This window comes from Kitasatospora sp. NPDC028961, from assembly GCF_055564815.1.
On the sequence record NZ_JBVHVO010000003.1, the window covers coordinates 58,922 to 78,493 of the forward strand.

At 72.8% G+C, this 19,572-nt stretch carries 12 protein-coding genes; 8 read left to right on the forward strand and 4 right to left on the reverse strand.

Features of this window, described 5'->3' with window-relative positions; all coding sequences use genetic code 11:
• Positions 1 to 204: 204 nt before the first annotated feature.
• Positions 205 to 2,439, reverse strand: a complete 2,235-nt coding sequence (locus tag ACZ4UX_RS07735) for an MMPL family transporter (protein WP_465706024.1) — start codon at positions 2,437 to 2,439, stop codon at positions 205 to 207.
• A gap of 235 nt (positions 2,440 to 2,674) precedes the next feature.
• On the reverse strand, positions 2,675 to 4,165 hold the full coding sequence (gene rpsA / locus ACZ4UX_RS07740) for a 30S ribosomal protein S1 (RefSeq protein WP_329487183.1): 1,491 nt from the start codon (positions 4,163 to 4,165) through the stop codon (positions 2,675 to 2,677).
• Between the two features lie 412 nt (positions 4,166 to 4,577).
• Between rpsA and ACZ4UX_RS07745 the strand changes: the two genes are divergently transcribed.
• Together ACZ4UX_RS07745 and hrpB are read left to right on the forward strand one after the other, a co-directional pair.
• Positions 4,578 to 5,432 carry a class I SAM-dependent methyltransferase gene (locus ACZ4UX_RS07745; protein WP_380386090.1) on the forward strand — a complete coding sequence of 285 codons (855 nt, stop codon included), beginning with the start codon at positions 4,578 to 4,580 and terminating at the stop codon, positions 5,430 to 5,432.
• A 180-nt stretch (positions 5,433 to 5,612) separates the two neighbouring features.
• Positions 5,613 to 8,150, forward strand: coding sequence for an ATP-dependent helicase HrpB (gene hrpB / locus ACZ4UX_RS07750; RefSeq protein WP_465706025.1), 2,538 nt, complete (start codon positions 5,613 to 5,615; stop codon positions 8,148 to 8,150).
• Between the two features lie 56 nt (positions 8,151 to 8,206).
• Here hrpB and ACZ4UX_RS07755 read toward each other — a convergent pair whose 3' ends face one another.
• A complete protein-coding gene (locus ACZ4UX_RS07755; protein ID WP_465706026.1) occupies positions 8,207 to 9,403 on the reverse strand; it encodes a DUF3103 family protein in 1,197 nt (398 codons plus the stop codon).
• 224 nt (positions 9,404 to 9,627) lie between these two features.
• The gene (polA, locus tag ACZ4UX_RS07760) at positions 9,628 to 12,327 is read right to left on the reverse strand and encodes a DNA polymerase I (RefSeq protein ID WP_465706296.1); all 2,700 of its coding nucleotides are present in this window, start codon (positions 12,325 to 12,327) and stop codon (positions 9,628 to 9,630) included.
• A 383-nt stretch (positions 12,328 to 12,710) separates the two neighbouring features.
• Between polA and ACZ4UX_RS07765 the strand changes: the two genes are divergently transcribed.
• The 6 genes from ACZ4UX_RS07765 (at position 12,711) to ACZ4UX_RS07790 (ending at position 19,566) form a co-directional block, all read left to right on the forward strand.
• Positions 12,711 to 13,190: a PaaI family thioesterase gene (locus ACZ4UX_RS07765; protein WP_329487187.1), complete on the forward strand. Its 480-nt coding sequence runs from the start codon at positions 12,711 to 12,713 to the stop codon at positions 13,188 to 13,190.
• A 586-nt stretch (positions 13,191 to 13,776) separates the two neighbouring features.
• Positions 13,777 to 15,003 (forward strand): branched-chain amino acid ABC transporter substrate-binding protein, encoded by a 1,227-nt coding sequence (locus ACZ4UX_RS07770; RefSeq protein WP_329487188.1) that lies wholly within the window; start codon positions 13,777 to 13,779, stop codon positions 15,001 to 15,003.
• Positions 15,004 to 15,132: 129 nt separating this feature from the next.
• The gene (locus ACZ4UX_RS07775; protein ID WP_465706027.1) at positions 15,133 to 16,062 is read left to right on the forward strand and encodes a branched-chain amino acid ABC transporter permease; all 930 of its coding nucleotides are present in this window, start codon (positions 15,133 to 15,135) and stop codon (positions 16,060 to 16,062) included.
• Positions 16,063 to 16,067: 5 nt separating this feature from the next.
• The gene (locus tag ACZ4UX_RS07780; protein WP_465706297.1) at positions 16,068 to 18,002 is read left to right on the forward strand and encodes a branched-chain amino acid ABC transporter permease; all 1,935 of its coding nucleotides are present in this window, start codon (positions 16,068 to 16,070) and stop codon (positions 18,000 to 18,002) included.
• 8 nt (positions 18,003 to 18,010) lie between these two features.
• Positions 18,011 to 18,853, forward strand: coding sequence for an ABC transporter ATP-binding protein (locus tag ACZ4UX_RS07785; protein ID WP_465706298.1), 843 nt, complete (start codon positions 18,011 to 18,013; stop codon positions 18,851 to 18,853).
• The gene (locus ACZ4UX_RS07790) at positions 18,850 to 19,566 is read left to right on the forward strand and encodes an ABC transporter ATP-binding protein (RefSeq protein WP_465706028.1); all 717 of its coding nucleotides are present in this window, start codon (positions 18,850 to 18,852) and stop codon (positions 19,564 to 19,566) included. Before ACZ4UX_RS07785 ends, ACZ4UX_RS07790 begins: the two co-directional genes overlap by 4 nt.
• The last annotated feature ends 6 nt before the right edge of the window (positions 19,567 to 19,572 follow it).

The window sequence follows — 19,572 nt, forward strand, 5'->3', positions numbered from 1 at the left end:
GCGGGGCCACTTCCACCGGGCCGCCGAGCAGCGCGGCTTCGTGCTCGACCCCGCACAGGAACCGCCGGTCGAACGGCTCAGCCGGCTCGCGGGCGAACTGGCCCGCCCGACCCGCTCGCCGGACTGCCCGCCGGCTCCGGTCTGCTGCGCGACCTCGACCGCACCGCCAGCCGGCTCGCCCTGCTCCGGCAGCCCGGCTGAGCCTCAGGTGTTCGCGCCCACCCCGGCGCCCGCCAGGTCGTGGACGGGGGCCCGCGGCACCGGCAGCACGGCCGGCTCGATGGCCGGCAGTTCGACGTGCTCGCTCAGGCCGAACCGCCGGTGCAGCCGCCGCAGCGGAGCCGGGGCCCACCAGTTGAACTCGCCGAAGAGGCTCATCGCGGCGGGCACCAGCAGGCAGCGGACCAGGGTCGCGTCCACCGCCACGGCGACGGCCAGCGCGATGCCCATCTGCTTGACCATCAGCATGTCGCCGAGCGCGAATCCGGCGAAGACGATCACCATCAGCAGGGCCGCCGAGGTGATGATCTTCCCGCTGCGCTGGACACCCAGTTCGACCGCCCGGGTACAGCTGTGCCCCTTGTCCCGCAGTTCCTTGATCCGGGCGAGCAGGAACACCTCGTAGTCCATCGACAGGCCGAACGCGAAGGCGAAGACCAGCACCGGGATGAACGTCTCCAGCCCGCCCGTGGGGCTGAAGCCGAGCAGACCGCTGAACCAGCCGTCCTGGAAGACCAGGGTGAGCGCGCCCAGGGAGGCGCCGAGCGAGAGCAGGTTCATCAGCAGGGCCTTGACCGGCATCACCAGCGAGCCCGTCATCAGGAAGAGCAGCACCAGTGTCCCGAGCGCCACCAGGCCGAGCGCGATCGGGCCCCGGGTGAGCAGTTCGTGCTGGAAGTCGACCACCGAGGCGGCCCCGCCGGTGACGTAGGTGGTGAGCCCGCTCCGGTCGGCGCGCAGCTCCTTGACCACCTGTTCGGCCTCGCCGCCCTGGGGGTCGCCGTACACCAGCACGTCGATGGTGGAGAGCCGGTCGCCGACCGGGGTCACCGCCCGGACGCCGTCCACTCCGGGCAGCTTGGCGACCACGTCGTCCGCGTACGCCTGGGCCACCGGCGCGCCGCCCTCGACGACCACGGTGATCGGGGCCTGGGCGGACTGCGGGAAGCGCTGGTCGATGGTCTCGGCGACCTGCCGGCCGGCCGAGGAGGCGGGCAGCACGGCGGCCCCGGAGGTCCGCATGTCGGCGTGCAGGAACGGCGCGCCGGCGGCCATCAGCAGCGCGGTGCAGGCGAGGGCGACGGGGACGGCGCGCTTGCGGACCCGGCGGACGGTGCGGCTGAAGAAGCCCTCGTCGGGGACGGGCGCGCTCGGTGCCTTGATCCGGCTCCCGGCGAAGCCGAGCAGCGCGGGTATCAGGGTCAGCGCCGCCGCCACGGCGATCACCACCACGCTGACTCCGGCGGCGGCGACCGCGCCGAGCACCGGGCTGGTGAAGACGAAGAGGCCGGACAGCGCCACGGCGACGGTCAGTCCGGAGAAGGCCACCGTCCGGCCCGCGGTGGCGGCGGTCCGTTCGACGGCGGCGGCGATGCCCGCGCCGTGCCCGCGTTCCTCGCGGAAACGATTCACCATGAGCAGCGCGTAGTCGATCGACAGGCCCAGTCCCAGCACGGTGGCGATCGGCAGCACGCTGGTGTCGATGTCCATGATCCTGCTGAACCCGAACATGGCCAGCAGCGCGCCGCCCACCGAGGCGACCGCGCCGATCACCGGCAGGCTGGCGGCGGCCAGGCCGCCGAAGACCAGCACCATGACGACCAGGGTGAGCGGCAGGGTGACGATCTCGCCGAACCGGGTGTCCTTCTCGGTCTGCTTCTTGACCTCCTGCTCCAGCACGAGGTCGCCGCCGACGGTGACCTCGGCCCCGTCCGCCCGGATCCCGGCGAGGCGCTGGCCGACGGCGTCGGTCTGCGCGGCGGTGCTGTCGTCGGCCATCCGGACCGAGACCAGGCCGGCGTCGCCGTCGGCCGAGCGCAGCGCGGCGGCGGCCGGGCCGGGGCCGTAGGCGTCGCTGACCGAGGAGACCCCGGGCAGTGCGGCGATCTCGGCGGTGGCGCGGGTGACGGCGTCCCGGACCCCCGGGTCGTCGACGGGCCTGCCGTCCACCACCGCGGTCACCGTGCCCCGGGCCGGGTCGGCCGCGGTGACCACCGCGCTGCCGCGGTCGGCCTCGGAACTGGCCGAGGAGGCACCGGCGACGGACCCCTCGAACACCCGGCCGCCGATCAGGACCCCGACCACCAGGACGACGGCCCAGAGACCGAGGACCCACCGCCGGTGCCGGAAGCAGAACCGGCCGAGGGCGGCGAGCCGCCCGTCGACCTGACGGCCGGCGGACGTGCGGGTGGGGGGTGTCACTGCGGTGCTACGGCGCATGTGCGGGGGGTGCCTAGCGTGCGGGGCCGGAGTGAACGACCCGTCGGGCAACTCATCCCAAGGTAGGGCCTAGGTCCTGAATCACCCATAGGCACCCGATGAGCCCCTTATCACAAAAATCCAGCGGATAAGGAACAAATAAGTGAATGCCCAAAACAATGAGCCCCACCCGGAGTTCCGGGTGGGGCTCATCGATCAAGCGGCTATGCGCAGGGCACTAGCGAAGGGCGAGAGCTCAGCTCTGGCCGCCCGCCAGCTTCTCGCGCAGGGCAGCCAGGGCCTCGTCCGAAGCGAGAGCGCCGGAGCCCTCGTCGCTGCTGGAGGAGTACGAGCCACCGGCGGCGGCGGCGACAGCGTCGCCACCCTCGGCAGCGGCCTCGGCGTCGGCCTCGCGGCTCTTGATGACCTGGGCCTGGTGCTGCTCGAAGCGGGACTGCGCCTCGGCGTACTGGCGCTCCCACTCCTCACGCTGCTTCTCGAAGCCGGGCAGCCAGTCGTTCGCCTCGGGGTCGAAGCCCTCCGGGTAGATGTAGTTGCCCTGGTCGTCGTACGAAGCGGCCATGCCGTACAGGGTCGGGTCGAACTCGACCTCGGCCGGGTTGGCACCGAGGGCCTCGTTGGCCTGCTTCAGCGAGAGGCTGATGCGACGACGCTCGAGGTCGATGTCGATGACCTTGACGAAGATCTCGTCGCCGACCTGGACGACCTGCTCCGGGATCTCGACGTGGCGCTCGGCCAGCTCGGAGATGTGGACCAGACCCTCGATGCCCTCGTCCACGCGGACGAACGCACCGAACGGAACCAGCTTGGTGACCTTACCCGGAACGACCTGGCCGATCTGGTGGGTACGGGCGAACTGCTGCCACGGGTCCTCCTGGGTCGCCTTCAGCGACAGGGAGACGCGCTCGCGGTCCATGTCAACGTCGAGAACCTCGACGGTGACCTCCTGGCCGACCTCGACAACCTCGGACGGGTGGTCGATGTGCTTCCAGGACAGCTCGGAGACGTGAACCAGACCGTCGACGCCGCCGAGGTCCACGAACGCACCGAAGTTGACGATCGAGGAGACGACGCCGGAGCGCACCTGACCCTTCTGCAGGGTGGTGAGGAAGGTCTGGCGGACCTCGCTCTGGGTCTGCTCCAGCCAGGCACGGCGGGACAGGACCACGTTGTTGCGGTTCTTGTCCAGCTCGATGATCTTGGCCTCGAGCTCCTTGCCCACGTAGGGCTGGAGGTCGCGGACGCGGCGCATCTCGACGAGCGAGGCCGGCAGGAAGCCACGGAGGCCGATGTCGAGGATGAGACCACCCTTGACGACCTCGATGACGGTACCGGTGACGATGCCGTCCTCTTCCTTGATCTTCTCGATCGTGCCCCAGGCGCGCTCGTACTGAGCACGCTTCTTGGACAGGATGAGACGACCCTCCTTGTCCTCCTTCTGGAGAACCAGGGCCTCGATGTTGTCCCCGACGGAGACGACCTCGTGCGGGTCGACGTCGTGCTTGATCGAGAGCTCACGGGACGGGATGACGCCCTCGGTCTTGTAACCGATGTCGAGGAGCACCTCGTCACGGTCGACCTTCACGATGACGCCCTCGACGATGTCGCCATCGTTGAAGTACTTGATGGTCTCGTCGATCGCGGCGAGGAACGCTTCCGCGTCGCCGATGTCGTTGACCGCGACCTGCGGGGTGGTGCTGAGGGAGGAGTCGGTGGGGCTCGTCATTAGGAAAAGGGCTCCGGTGCGGACATGAAGTCGTAGGTAATGCCACGCGGAGGGCCCGTATCGCTCCCACCGAAAGCCGGACAGCCAAGAACACGGCGCACCGAAACATCCCGCACAGCGAGAAATCGATGTCCGTCTTGCGACCGTGGGGTCTTCGACAGATGCGAGCGCGACCTGCTCCGTCCGAGGCGCGCAGGCCCGCAGCGCAACTTGTAGCATACGGGGACGGCCAGGCACGGTCAACGCCAAGGGCGCCAAGACGGTGGAGGCCGGTATGGATCAGGCCATATCCTCCGATTGCGCACCTATGGTGGCGTCCGCAGGAAGCCCTTCCCCGGATGCCACCGCCTGGATCCGGGCCCTGACGGGCCGGCTCGCGGCAGCGGCGCTTCCGCAGACCACACCCTACGCGATGGGCTCTATCACCGTGGCCACCACCCCCCTGTCCGACCCGCATGATCTTGACGACGACGGCGACGACGCGCTAAGGCGCGAGGCCGAGGCCGGCGAGAGCAGCCGGGCCAGCCGGCACTGGTGGGACCGCAACGCGGACGAGTACCAGGACGAGCACGGCGAGTTCCTCGGCGACGACCGCTTCACCTGGTGCCCGGAGGGCCTGGACGAGGCCGACGCCCGACTGCTCGGGGAGGTCGCGGACCGCCGCGTCCTGGAGATCGGCGCCGGCGCCGCCCAGTGCTCCCGCTGGCTGGCCGCCCGGGGCGCCCGGCCGGTCGCGCTGGACATCTCGCACCGCCAGCTCCAGCACTCCCGCCGGATCGACCTCGCCCGCGGCGGCGCGCCCGTACCGGTGGTCCAGGCCGACGCGGCGGTGCTGCCGTTCGCCGACGGCGCCTTCGACCTGGCCTGCTCGGCGTACGGGGCGGTGCCGTTCAGCGCCGACACCGGCGCGCTGATGCGCGAGGTGCGCCGGGTGCTGCGGCCCGGCGGGCGCTGGGTGTTCTCGGTGACCCACCCGATCCGCTGGGCGTTCCCGGACGAGCCCGGCGTCGAGGGGCTGACCGCCACCGCCTCGTACTTCGACCGCACGCCCTACGTCGAGCAGGACGAGCGGGGCCGGGCCACCTACGTCGAGCACCACCGCACGATCGGGGACCGGGTGCGCGAGCTGGTCGGCGCCGGGTTCCGGCTGCTGGACGTGGTGGAGCCGGAGTGGCCGGCCGGGCTCGACCAGGAGTGGGGCGGCTGGTCGCCGCTGCGCGGACGGCTGATCCCGGGCACCGCGATCTTCGTCTCCGAACGGGACTGAGCGGGCCGCCGGGGCCGTCGGACCGGCGCCCGGCGCGGCCGGGCCGGGGAGTCGGGGCCGCCGTGGCCGGGCCGGGGAGTCGGGGCCGCCGTGGCCGGGCCGGGGAGTCGGGGCCGTCGCGGCCGGGCCAGGCCAGGCCAGGCCAGGCCGGGGAGTCCGGGAGTCGGGGAGACTGTCCGGGTGAACCCCGCCTGGCGCGATCTGCCCGTCCGTACCGCCCTGCCGGCCCTGCACCGCGCGCTCGACCGGCGCGGGGTGGCCGCGCTGGCCGCCCCGCCCGGTACCGGCAAGACCACCCTGGTGCCGCTGGCCCTCGCCGGGCTGCTCACCGAGGAGGGCGACCGCCCGGTCCGCCGGGTGCTGGTCGCCGAGCCGCGCCGGCTCGCGGTGCGGGCGGCTGCCCGGCGGATGGCCTGGCTGCTCGGCTCGACGGTGGGGGCCGAGGTCGGCCACACCGTGCGCGGCGAGCGCCGGGTCGGGCCGGACACCGTGGTCGAGGTGGTGACCACCGGCGTCCTGCTCCAACGCCTCCAGCGCGACCAGGAACTGCCCGGGGTGGACGTGGTGGTGCTGGACGAGTGCCACGAACGGCACCTGGACGCCGACACCGCGCTCGCCTTCCTGCTGGACGTCCGGGCGGCGCTGCGGCCGGAGCTGCGAATCGTCTGCGCCTCGGCGACCTCGGACACCGCCGCCTGGGCCGAACTGCTCGGCGGCGCCGAGGGCCCGGCACCCGTCGTCGAGGCGCACGGCGTCTCGCACCCGGTCGACGTGGTGTGGGCGCCGCCGCCCCGGGCCGTCCGGCCCGCGCACGGCACCCGGGTCGACCCGGCGCTGCTGGAGCACGTCGCGGCCACCGTCCGGCGGGCGCTCACCGAGTGCCGGGGCGACGTGCTCTGCTTCCTGCCCGGCGTCGGCGAGATCACCCGGGTCGCCGGGCTGCTCGCGGACGCCCCGGCGCAGGTGCTCCAGTTGCACGGCCGGGCCCCGCAGTCGGTGCAGGACGCGGCGCTCGCGGCGGGCGAGGGCCGCCGGGTGGTGCTGTCCACCGCCGTCGCCGAGTCCTCGCTGACCGTGCCGGGGGTGCGCGTCGTGGTCGACGCCGGCCTGGCGCGCGAGCCGCGCACCGATCACGCGCGCGGCCTGGCCGGCCTGGTGACCGTCCGGGCCTCGCTGGCCGCCGCCCGGCAGCGCGCCGGGCGGGCCGGGCGCGAGGCGCCGGGCACCGTCTACCGCTGCTGGGCGGAGGCCGAGGACGCCCTCGCCGCGCGCTGGCCGACGCCCGAGATCGCGCTCGCCGACCTGACGCCGTTCGCCCTCCAGGCCTCCTGCTGGGGCGACCCGGACGCGACCGGGCTCGCGCTGCCCGATCGGCCCCCGGCCGGGGCGATGGCCGCCGCCCGCCAGACCCTGCGGGCGCTCGGTGCGGTGGACGCCGACGGCCGGGCCACCGCGCGCGGCGTCCGGCTGGCCCGGACGGGGCTCCACCCCCGGCTCGCCCGCGCCCTGGTGGACGGCGCACCGGCGGTCGGCGCGCGGCGCGCCGCCGAGGTGGTGGCCCTGCTGTCGGAGGAGCCGCCGCGCGCCCTCGGGGACGACCTGGGCGCCGTGCTGCGGACCGTCCGGGACGGCCGCGACCCGTACCCGGGCCGCTGGCGCGAGGAGGTGCGGCGACTGCTGCGCGGGGTGGACGGGAGCCCGGCGACCCCGCTGCCGGACGCGACGGCGGTCGGTCTGGTGGTGGCGCTGGCCTTCCCCGAGCGGATCGCCCGGGCCCGGGTGGAGAAGCCCGAACCGGGAGCCCGCAGCCCGTACCTGATGGCCTCGGGCACCGCCGCCGAGCTGGCGCCGGGCACCGCGCTCGGCTCGGTGCCCTGGCTGGCCGTCGCGGCGGCGGACCGGCCGGCCGGCTCGCCGTCCGCGCGGGTGCTGCACGCGGCCGCACTGGACGAGGAGACGGCCCGGCTGGCGGGGGCCCCGCTGCTGACCACCCGGGAGGAGGTGCGCTGGGACGTCCGGCGCCGCGAGGTGACCGCCCGGCGGGTGGAGTCGCTGGGCGCCGTCGAGCTGGCCGCGGCGACGCTGGACCGGCCCCGGCCGGCGCTGCTGCGGGCCGCGCTGCTGGAGGGGCTGGCCCGGGAGGGCGTCGGTGAGCTGCTGAGCTGGCCGGCCGGGGCGGCCGGCCTGCGGGAGCGGCTGGCCTTCCTGCACGCGGCGCTCGGCGAGCCCTGGCCGGCGGTCTCGGACGAGGCCCTGCTGGCCCGGGCGGACGACTGGCTGGAGCCCGAACTCTCGCGCGCCCGGCGGCGCTCCGACCTCGCCCGGATCGACACCGCGGGCGCCCTGCAGCGGCTGCTGCCCTGGGCGGGCGGCGCGGCCGGGCGGCTCGACGAACTGGCGCCGGAGCGGATCACGGTGCCGTCCGGCTCCCGGATCCGGGTCGACTACAGCGGCGAACGGCCGGTGCTGGCGGTCAAGTTGCAGGAGCTGTTCGGCTGGGCCGCCGCGCCCACGCTGGCCGGCGGGCGGGTGCCGCTCACCGTCCACCTGCTCTCCCCCGCCGGGCGCCCGGCCGCCGTGACCGGCGACCTCGCCTCGTTCTGGCGCGAGGGCTACCGGGCCGTCCGGGCCGAGCTGCGGGGCCGCTACCCGCGCCACCCGTGGCCGGAGGACCCGAGCACCGCCGAGCCGACCCGGCGCCTGAACGCCCGGCGCTGACCGGCCGGGTGGCCGGCCGCGGGTGGTGCCCCGCGGGCGGCCGCCCGGCCGGAACGTCAGAACTGCTCGACGAAGTACGGCTCGACGGTCATCCAGCCGTTGCCGCGGGCCCCGTTGAGCCGGCCCGAACTGGTCCGGGCGAGGGTGTACCAGGACTCCACGTAGTCCGGGTCGTCGACCCACCAGGAGGTCGGCAGGGCCGCCAGGACGGCGTTGACCAGCGGGATGTAGGCGCCCTGGTCGGCGATGGTGAGCAGGACGGCGGCCACCGCCTGGGCCAGCGCCAGGTAGTTGGTGTCGCCGTCGTCCTCCATCAGGACGACGTCGGCCAGGTTGTACTTGTAGTTCGACCAGTTCACCAGGATCTGGTTCGGGTAGTACACCGTGCCGTCGTACTGGAGGTACGGCATGGCGACCGAGTCGACCCGGACCTTGCCGTCCTGGCCGAAGCCGGTCACCAGGCCGAACATCTCGGCGGCGCCCTTGAACCAGGGCTCCTCGTCGTCGGCGACCTCGATGCCGCTGATCTTGGTGGCCCACCAGCCGCCGGCCGCCTGCGCCGCGCCCGGTCCCTGCGCCGCCCCCGGCCCGTTCGCCGCGGGGGCACCGCCCGCGGCGCCGAGACCGCGTGCGCCGAACTCCCGCTGGAGGACGGCCATACCGGCGGCCAGCGTCCTGGCGGTGTCGATGTCCACCAGGTAGACCGGCTGCCCGGGCACCGCCGCGGCGTCGAGCGCGTGGGCCCGGCCGGCGGTGTCGTAGGCGCGGACGGTGCGGGCGTGGTCGTCGGCGACGGCGGTGGCCACCAGCGGCGCGGCGCCCGCGTCCAGCGCGGCCCGCATCGACGGGTCGGCCAACTGGACGCGCAGCAGCGGGCCGAGGTCGCCGCCGAGGCCCTTGGCGGCGGCGATCCGGCGGTCCGCCTGCGCGGTGGTGGCGGCGAGCCGGCCGGCGGGGCCCTGGGCGGCCGCGGCCAGCGGGCCGAGGTCGGCGGCGCCGGAGGCCGCGTCGGCGGTCGCGGACCGCAGCCGGTCGCGCAGCGCGGCGTCGGTGAGGGCGCCGGCCAGCGCGCGGGCGACCTCGTCCTCGATCGCGGACACCTGGGTGGCGGTGGCCCGGGCGGCGGGCGCCTGGGCGGGAGCGGTGGGGTTCGGTGCCGGGGCCGGGGCGGCCAGCGCCTGGCCGGCGCCGAGCGCCAGCAGCGGCAGGGCCGCGAGCGCCACGACGGCGCGCCGCAGAGGGGGCACGGACATGAGGGGATCTCCAGACTCGTCGGGTGAGGCGTCGGAGCGGGTGGAGCGGCACGGCGCGCGGATCATGGACGTCGGTGCCATGACAAGTGAAGAGCTCTCCTGACGCCGGATCAACCCCCGGTACGAAGCAATCGCCCGCCGGGCGGCCCGGTCGGCCGCCGGACGGCGAGAAGGCGGTGGGCGCGGCCCGATCCGGACCGCGCCCACCGCCTTCTCGCCGGCCGTCAGTGCGCGGCGGCCTCCCAGTTCGCGCCGACGCCCACCGAGACGTCGAGCGGGGCGCGCAGCGGGTAGGCGCCGGCCATCTGCGCGCGGACGATCGCCTCGACCTGCTCGCGCTCACCGGGCGCCAGCTCCAGCACGATTTCGTCGTGCACCTGGAGCAGCATCCGGGAGGTGAGGCCGGCGGCGGTCAGCGCCTCGTCCACCCGGAGCATGGCGATCTTGACGATGTCGGCGGCCGAGCCCTGGATCGGGGCGTTGAGGGCCATCCGCTCGGCCATCTCGCGGCGCTGGCGGTTGTCGCTGTTGAGGTCCGGCAGGTAGCGGCGGCGGCCGAGCAGGGTCTCGGTGTAGCCGGTGGCGCGGGCCTCGTCGACGACCCGGCGCAGGTAGTCGCGCACGCCGCCGAAGCGCTCGAAGTAGGTGTCCATCAGGCCCTGGGCCTCGGCGGGCTTGATGCCGAGCTGCTGGGAGAGCCCGTACGCGGAGAGCCCGTACGCCAGACCGTAGGACATCGCCTTGATCTTGCGGCGCATCTCGGCGTCCACCGCGTCGCCGGGGACTTCGAAGACCTGGGAGGCGACGGTGGTGTGCAGGTCCTCGCCGGTGGCGAAGGCCTCGATCAGGGCCTCGTCCTCGGAGAGGTGGGCCATGATGCGCAGTTCGATCTGGGAGTAGTCGGCCGTCAGCAGCGCCTCGTAGCCCGCGCCGACGACGAAGGCGCGGCGGATGGCGCGGCCCTCCTCGGTGCGGACCGGGATGTTCTGCAGGTTCGGGTCCTGCGAGGAGAGCCGGCCGGTGGCGGCGACCATCTGGTTGAAGGTGGTGTGGATCCGGCCGGCCGGCGAGACCGTCTTGAGCAGGCCCTCGACGGTGGTGCGCAGCTTGGCCTGGTCGCGGTGGCGGAGCAGGATGACCGGCAGCTCGTTGTCGGTCTGGCCGGCCAGCCAGGTGAGCGCGTCGGCGTCGGTGGTGTAGCCGGTCTTGATCTTCTTGGTCTTGGGCAGGGCCAGCTCGCCGAAGAGGATCTCCTGGAGCTGCTTGGGCGAGCCGAGGTTGAACTCGTGGCCGGCGGCGGCGTGCGCCTCCTCCACCACGCGCTGGATCTCGGTGGCGAACTGGGCCTCCAGGCCGGTGAGCCAGGGGCGGTCGGCGGCGATGCCGGTGCGCTCCATCCGGGCCAGCAGGGCGGCGATCGGCAGCTCCATGTCGCGCAGCAGCTCGGTGGCGCCGACCTCGGCGAGGCGGGTGTCGAAGAGGGCCGCGAGGTCGAGCACGGCGCGGGCCTGGAGCATCAGCGCCTGGGCGCGGGCGGCCAGCGCGTCGACCTCGTCCGGCTCCTCGGGGGCGTCGAAGGCGAGCTGGCCGCTCTCGGCGACCGCGGCCGGGGCGAGCGAACGGGCCAGGTACTCCTCGGCGAGCACCTCCAGGGTGAAGGTGCGGCGGCCGGGCTTCTCCAGGTACGCGGCGAGGGCGGTGTCGGCGACGACGCCCGCGATCGTCCAGCCGCGCTCGGCGAAGGCGCGCATCACCTGCTTGGCGATGTGCAGGGCCTTGGGGGCGGCCGGGTCGGCCAGCCAGTCGGCGAAGGCGCGTTCGTCCTCCTCGGCGAGCAGCGCCGGGTCGAACCAGGCGGCGGTCTCGCCGGCGGCCAGCGCGATCTCGGTGACCTCGCCGGTGCCGAGCGCCCACCGGTAGACGGCGGCCAGCGCGACCGGGGCCTTGCCGTCGGAGTGCCCGCGCAGCCACCCGGCCAGCGTGCCCGGGTCGGTGAGCAGTTCGCCGTCCACCTCGACGCCGGGGGCGAGTTCGGCGGCGGCCTCGGGCTCGGCGGCGGCCGGGTCGATGCCGAAGACCCGGTCGCGGAAGTTGGCGTTGCGGAACTCCAGCGACTCCATCAGACCGGCGACCGCCTCGCGGTCGAACGCGGCGCGCTCCAGGTCGGCGACGGCGAGCGGGAGTTCGACGTCGCGGACCAGCTCGGTGAGGACGCGGTTGCGCTTGACCGAGTCCAGGTGGTCGCGCAGCTTCTCGCCGATCTTGCCCTTCACCTCGTCGGCGCGGGAGACGAGTTCGTCGAAGGAGCCGAACTGGTTGACCCACTTGGCGGCCGTCTTCTCGCCGACGCCCGGGATGCCGGGCAGGTTGTCGGACGGGTCACCGCGCAGCGCCGCGAGGTCGGGGTACTGGCGGGGGGTGACGCCGTACTTCTCGGCGACCTTCTCCGGGGTGTAGCGGGTGAGCTCGGAGACGCCCTTGGTCGGGTAGAGGACGGTGATGTGGTCGGTGACCAGCTGGAGCGAGTCCCGGTCGCCGGTGACGATGTCGACGTCGAAGCCGGCCGCCTCGGCGGCGGTGGCCAGGGTGGCGATGATGTCGTCGGCCTCGAAGCCCTCGACCGTCATCCGCGGCACCCGCATGGCGTCCAGCAGTTCGCCGATCAGGCCGATCTGGCTGCGGAACTCGTCCGGCGTCTTGGCCCGGTTGGCCTTGTAGTCGGGGAACTCGACGGAGCGGAACGTCTGCCGGGAGAGGTCGAAGGCCACCGCGAGGTGGGTGGGCCGCTCGTCCCGGACGGTGTTGGCGAGCATCGAGGCGAAGCCGTACACCGCGTTGGTGGGCTGGCCGGTGGAGGTGTTGAAGTTCTCCACGGGCAGCGCGTAGAACGCCCGGTAGGCCATCGAGTGCCCGTCGAGCAGCATCAGCCGGGGCCGCGCCCCGCCGCCACCCGCCGCGCCCTTGTCCGTACTCTGCGTAGCCACGTCAACGTCCGTTCCTGCCGATTCCACTACCGGCCACCGATCCTATGGCCCGGCACCGACAAAAAGGGCGCCGCGCGGTCCGGACGCCGGGCCCGCGGGGTGCGGCGCCCAGGGGCGTGCCCGGGCGGGCGCGCACCCGCGCGGGCGCCCGCGCGCGAGCAGCCGGGTCCGGCCGGCGGGGGAACGGGGTCCCGGCCGACGGGGGAACGGCCCGGGCGCACCCGCCACGCCAACTCCCCCACGCGATCACTACCGCCGAGTAGGACGGTCGTACGATCGCAGGCAGCACGACGACGTGACCCCCGAGCGGCAGGAGCTCCCCCATGACCGAAGCGGCCCCCGGCGCGACCACCCCCGAACCGGCCCCCGCCCTGAACATCCCGCAGGAGGTGCTGGACCACTTCGCGAAGCTCGGCGTCGACCCGGCCACCTTCTCCGGCGGCCGCCTCGGCGACAAGCTCGGGATCCGGGTCGTCGAGGCCTCCGGTGACCGGGTGGTCGGCACGATGCCGGTCGAGGGGAACCAGCAGCCGTACGGGCTGCTGCACGGCGGCGCCTCGGCGGCGCTGGCCGAGACCCTCGGGTCGGTCGGCGCGATGCTGCACGCCGGCCCCGGCCGGTACGCGGTGGGCGTGGACCTGAACGCCACCCACCACCGCTCGGCTACCTCCGGCCTGATCACCGGGGTCGCCACCGCCGTGTTCAAGGGACGCACCGCCGCCACCTACGAGATCGCGATCACCGACGACACCGGAAAGCGGATCACCAGCTGCCGCCTGACCTGCATGCTCCGCGACCTCTGACGCCCCGTCGGCCCGGCCGACCCGTCAATGGCCCGCCGGTCGGGCCGACCGATCATCAATTCCCTTGTCCGCCCCCTTGTTTGACCTTCGACTGCCCTGGGCAGGCGTTGGTCCAGACAAGGGGGCGGACGCGTTTGCGCGCACTGCGAGGGATGTAACACTGCGTAACAAGTAGGAAATCCGAACTTTCGACCGCTTCCGGGCCCGCATCGACCCGGGGGTGCTTCGTCATTCCCGCGAATGTCCGATATTCGGACGCACACGCCCGACACCAGCACGGCGGACAGTCGTGTCCGATTATCGGTGAGGCCAGGAGTCACCCGCAATTCTGGCCCTTACATGCACCTACCAGCGAGTAGACGCCTGTCAGTACAGGATCGATCGGGCCAGAACGACCACATAGTGAGACGGTCGCTCCGTGTGCTCATAACAAGAGAATCACAGCCTCGCCACAGCACTGCCCGAGCCGCCCAGAGGCATCTAGAGTCACGGCCAGTCACCGCGCCACCGGATTGGGCCAGGCCCATTGCGCATCCCGGCTCCCGCCACTCAGGCGCGGCGCCCTCCTGAACCGAAGGGGACCCCTGTGCGTCACCGTTCAGCAGTTGTCGTGAGCATTGCCGTGATCGGCGCCCTCAGCATCAGCGCCTGCGGATCCCGCGGCGAGAAGAAGTCCGGGGACGGCAACGCCGGGGCCACCACCGTCACCATCGGCGTGGACGCGCCGCTCACCGGCGACCTCTCCGCCCTCGGCCTCGGCATCCGCAACTCCGTCGAGCTCGCGGTCAAGCAGGCCAACGAGAAGAACGAGGTCCCCGGCGTCAAGTTCGAGATCAAGGCCCTCGACGACACCGGCAAGCCCGCCCCGGGCCAGCAGAACGCCACCCAGCTGGTCGCCGACAAGAACGTCATCGGCGTCGTCGGCCCGCTGAACTCCAGCGTCGCCCAGTCGATGCAGCAGATCTTCAACGACGCCAACCTCGTCCAGATCTCCCCCGCCAACACCGGCGTCGCGCTCAGCCAGGGCGAGAAGTGGGCCAGCGGCGACAAGGCCCGCCCCTTCAAGTCCTACTTCCGCACCGCCACCACCGACGCCGTCCAGGGCCCCTTCGCGGCCCAGTTCCTGGCCAAGGACGCCAAGAAGACCAAGGTCTTCCTCATCGACGACCAGAAGACCTACGGCGCCGGCCTCGCCGCCACCTTCAAGGGCGAGTTCGTCAAGCAGGGCGGCACCATCGTCGGCGAGGAGCACGTCAACCCCGACGACCGCGACTTCGCCGCCGTCGTCACCAAGGTCAAGAGCTCCGGCGCCGAAGCCGTCTACTACGGCGGCGAGTACCCCGCCGCCGGCCCGCTCTCCCTCCAGCTCAAGGACGCCGGCCTCACCATCCCGCTGATGGGCGGCGACGGCATCCAGAGCGGCGACTTCATCAAGCTCAACCCCAAGAGCGCGGGCGACTACGCCACCGCCGTCGGCCTGCCCGTCGAGGCGCTCCCCACCGCCGCCAAGTTCATCGCCGACTACAAGACCGCCGGCTACAAGGACGCCTACGAGACCTACGGCGGCTACTCCTACGACAGCGGCTGGGCGATCATCGAGGCCGTCAAGAACGTCGTCAAGGACAACGGCGGCAAGCTCCCCAGCAACCCCCGCGCCAAGGTCGTCGAGGCCGTCCAGAAGGTCTCCTTCGACGGCGTGACCGGCAAGGTCTCCTTCGACGAGTTCGGCGACACCACCAACAAGCAGCTCACCGTCTACACCGTCAAGGACGGCAAGTGGGCCGTGGAGAAGTCCGGCACCTTCAGCGGCTGACCTGACCACCCGTCAGCAACAGCCCGGAACACCGGAGTCATCCCGCGCGGGGGCGCCACCAGTGCCCCCGCGCGCGCCCACATCCCCCACCCACGCGGACTTCACGCAACGCACAACGGAGGCCCAGCGGTGCACGACCTACCGCAGCAGCTGGCCAACGGCCTGATCCTCGGCGCCCTCTACGGGCTCGTCGCGATCGGCTACACGATGGTCTACGGCATCGTCCAGCTCATCAACTTCGCCCACGGCGAGATCGTCATGGTCGGCGGCTTCGGCGCCCTGACCGCCTACCTCGCCCTCCCCGGCGGCACCACGCTCTGGCTGGCCCTACCGCTGATGCTGATAGCCGGCATCCTGGTCTCCACGCTCACCGCCGTCGCCGCCGAGCGCTTCGCCTACCGGCCGCTGCGCACCGCGCCCCGACTGGCCCCCCTGATCACCGCGATCGGCCTGTCGATCGTCCTGCAGCAGCTCGTCTTCTCGTTCTACCCCGACGCGAAGAAGGCCCGGGTCTTCCCGAAGATCCCCGGCGACCCGTTCGAGCTCGGCTCCGTCACCGTCCAGCGCAGCGACATCTTCCTGATCATCGCCGCCCCGCTCTGCATGCTCGCCCTCGGCTGGTTCGTCTCCCGCACCCGCTCCGGCCGCGCCATGCAGGCCACCAGCCAGGACCCCGACACCGCCAAGCTCATGGGCATCGACACCGACCGGATCATCGTCATGGCCTTCGCCATCGGTGCCGCGTTCGCCGCCGTCGCCGCCGTCGCCTACGGCCTGCGCAGCGGCCAGGTCGACTTCCGGATGGGCTTCCTGCTCGGCCTCAAGGCCTTCACCGCAGCCGTCCTCGGCGGCATCGGCAACATCTACGGCGCCATGCTCGGCGGCGTCGCCCTCGGCCTCGCCGAAGCCCTCGCCACCGGCTACATCCAGCACCTGCCCGGTATGCACCTCTTCGGAGGCGGCGCCTGGAAGGACGTCTGGGCCTTCGTACTCCTCATCCTCGTCCTGCTCGTCCGACCCCAGGGCCTGCTCGGCGAACGCGTCGCGGACAGGGCGTGAGCACCATGACCACCACCTCGACCACCGAGACCACCCCGGTCATCCCGCTGCCGGCCCGCGCCGCCGCCCTCCTCACCGGCCTCGGCGCCCTCGCCACCGCCGGCTCCGCCCTGATGTCCTGGACGTACACCGACGAGTTCCCCGGCGACCTCACCTACTACGGCTCCCCCGCCGGCCTCCAGTGGCTCGCCCTCACCGCGGGCCTGCTCACCCTCGCCCTCCTGCTCGCCACCCACGGCGTCCGCGGCCTGCGCTGGGCCGCCCCCACCCGCAGCCACAACGCCGTCCTGCTCGCCGCCGCCGGCGCCTTCGCCGTCAGCTGGTTCTCCGTCATCGCCATCGCGGTCGACCTCGGCGGCCTCGCCAACCTCGACCCCGGCGGCTGGGTCGCCGCCCTCGGCTCGCTGCTCGCCGTCGTCGGCACCCTCGGCCTGCCGCTCGACCGGCGCACCCACGTCCCGGTGCGGATCCTCGACCGGCGGCTGTTCCTGCTCCTCCCCGCCGCCCCGGTCGTCTGGTTCGCCACCCACGCCGTCCCCGAGGACAAGCCCGTCGCCCCGGTGCTGACCGCCCTCGCCGGCGCCCTGGTGATCGCCGCCGCCGCCGTCCTGCTCCTGCAGATCGGCCACCTCGCCAACAGCGGGCTCCGCCTCGGCACCGTCGAGCGGCCGCTGCCCGCCGCCCGCGAACTGCCCTCCTGGGCCGAGGTCCTGCTCATCGTGCTGGCCTTCGCCATCGGCCTGTTCGCGATCACCTTCGGCATCGACACCGAGTACGGCGAACTCTTCACCGCCTACCTGCTGCTCGCCGCCGCCGTCGTCCCCGCCCTGGCCAAGGGCGGCCTGCTGGCCCGGCTGCGCGCGCTGACCGTCAAGTACCGCCCGGTCACCACCGGCGCCGCCTTCGCCGCCGCCGCCAGCTTCCCGTTCACCCAGACCAGCGACCAGTACACCTCGGTCGCCGCCAACATCCTGATCTTCGCCACCGTCGCCCTCGGCCTCAACATCGTCGTCGGCCTGGCCGGCCTGCTCGACCTCGGCTACGTCGCCTTCCTCGGCGTCGGCGCCTACGCCGCCGCCCTGGTCTCCGGCTCCCCCGCCTCGCCGATCCACGTCCAGTTCCCCTTCTGGGCCGCGATGCTGACCGGCGCCGTGGTGTCGATGATCTTCGGTGTGCTGATCGGCGCCCCCACCCTGCGGCTGCGCGGCGACTACCTCGCCATCGTCACCCTCGGCTTCGGCGAGATCTTCCGCATCACCATGCTCAACCTCAACGGCACCACCGGCCCCAAGATCACCAACGGCTCGAACGGCATCCCGCGGATCCCCGACCTCCAGATCCTCGGCTTCGACCTCGGCAAGCCGCACACCGTCCTCGGCGTCGAACTCGGCCGGTTCTCCAACTACTACCTGCTGATGCTCCTGGTCACCGCCCTCGTCGTACTGGTCTTCGCCCGGGTCGGCAACTCCCGCATCGGCCGCGCCTGGGTCGCCATCCGCGAGGACGAGACCGCCGCCGAGGCCATGGGCATCAACGGCTTCCGGCTCAAGCTCCTCGCCTTCGCCCTCGGCGCCTGCCTCGCCGGCCTCGCCGGCACCGTCCAGGCCCACGTCAGCTACACCGTCACCCCCGACCAGTACACCTTCGCCGAGGCCCTGCCGCCCAACTCCGCCTTCCTGCTCGCCGCCGTCATCCTCGGCGGCATGGGCACCATCAGCGGCCCGCTGGCCGGCGCCACCCTCCTCTTCCTCATCCCGAAGAAGCTGGAATTCCTCTCCAACTACCAGCTGCTCGCCTTCGGCATCGCCCTCATCGTGCTGATGCGCGTCCGCCCCGAAGGGCTCATCCCCAACCGGCGCAACCAGCTGGAATTCCACGAGGCCGCGATCCCCGCGCAGCTCTCCGGCGACACCGTCGCCCTCACCAAGGCAGGGGCGTGACCAGCCAGATGACCACCACCGACGCCCCCGCCGCCGTCTCCGGGCCCGGCCCCGCCAAGCCCCTGCTCGAAGTCTCCGGCGTCACCATGCGGTTCGGCGGCCTCACCGCCGTCAACAACGTCTCCCTCACCGTCGGCGAAGGCGAGATCATCGGCCTGATCGGCCCCAACGGCGCCGGCAAGACCACCTTCTTCAACTGCCTCACCGGCCTCTACGTCCCCACCGAGGGACGCGTCGCCTACCGCGGCACCGTCCTGCCGCCCAAGCCCCACCTCGTCACCCAGGCCGGCATCGCCCGCACCTTCCAGAACATCCGGCTCTTCGCCAACATGACCGTCCTGGAGAACGTCCTCGTCGGCCGGCACACCCGCACCAAGGAAGGCATCTTCTCCGCCATCCTCCGCGGCCCCGGCTACCACCGCGCCGAAGCCGAGAGCCGCGCCCGCGCCATGGAACTGCTGGCGTTCACCGGACTCGCCGACAAGGCCGACCACCTCGCCCGCAACCTCCCCTACGGCGAACAGCGCAAGCTGGAGATCGCCCGGGCCCTCGCCTCCGACCCCGGCCTGCTGCTCCTCGACGAGCCCACCGCCGGCATGAACCCGCAGGAGACCCGGGCCGCCGAGGAACTCGTCTTCGCCATCCGTGACAAGGGCGTCTCCATCCTCGTCATCGAGCACGACATGCGGTTCATCTTCAACCTGTGCGACCGCACCGCCGTCCTGGTCCAGGGCCAGAAGATCGTCGAAGGCGACCGCGAGACCGTCCAGAGCGACGAACGCGTCATCACCGCCTACCTCGGCGCACCGCTCGAAGGCACCGCCCCCGCAGCAACGGAGACCGACCAGTGACCGCACTCCTCGAGGTCAAGGACCTCCGCGTCGCCTACGGCAAGATCGAAGCCGTCAAGGGCATCAGCTTCACCGTCAACCAGGGCGAGGTCACCACCCTGATCGGCACCAACGGCGCCGGCAAGACCACCACCCTGCGCACCCTGTCCGGCCTGCTCAAGCCCACCGGCGGCACGGTCACCTTCGACGGCCAGGCCCTCACCACCGTCCCCGCCCACAAGATCGTCGCGCTCGGGCTCGCCCACTCCCCCGAGGGCCGGCACATCTTCCCGCGGATGACCATCGAGGAGAACCTGCTGCTCGGCGCGTTCCTGCGCACCGATACGGCCGGCATCGCGGCGGACGTCGAGCGGGCCTACGGCCTCTTCCCGATCCTCGGCGAGCGGCGCAAGCAGGCCGCCGGCACCCTGTCCGGCGGCGAGCAGCAGATGCTCGCCATGGGCCGGGCCCTGATGTCCCAGCCGAAGCTGCTGATGCTGGACGAGCCCTCGATGGGGCTCTCCCCGCTGATGATGCAGAAGATCATGGCGACCATCGTGGAGCTGAAGGCTGGCGGCACGACCATCCTGCTGGTCGAGCAGAACGCCCAGGCGGCGCTCTCGCTGTCCGACCAGGGTTACGTGATGGAGACCGGCCGCATCGTGCTCAAGGGCACCGGCGCCGACCTCCTGCACGACGAGTCCGTGCGGAAGGCCTACCTCGGCGAGGACTGACCTCCC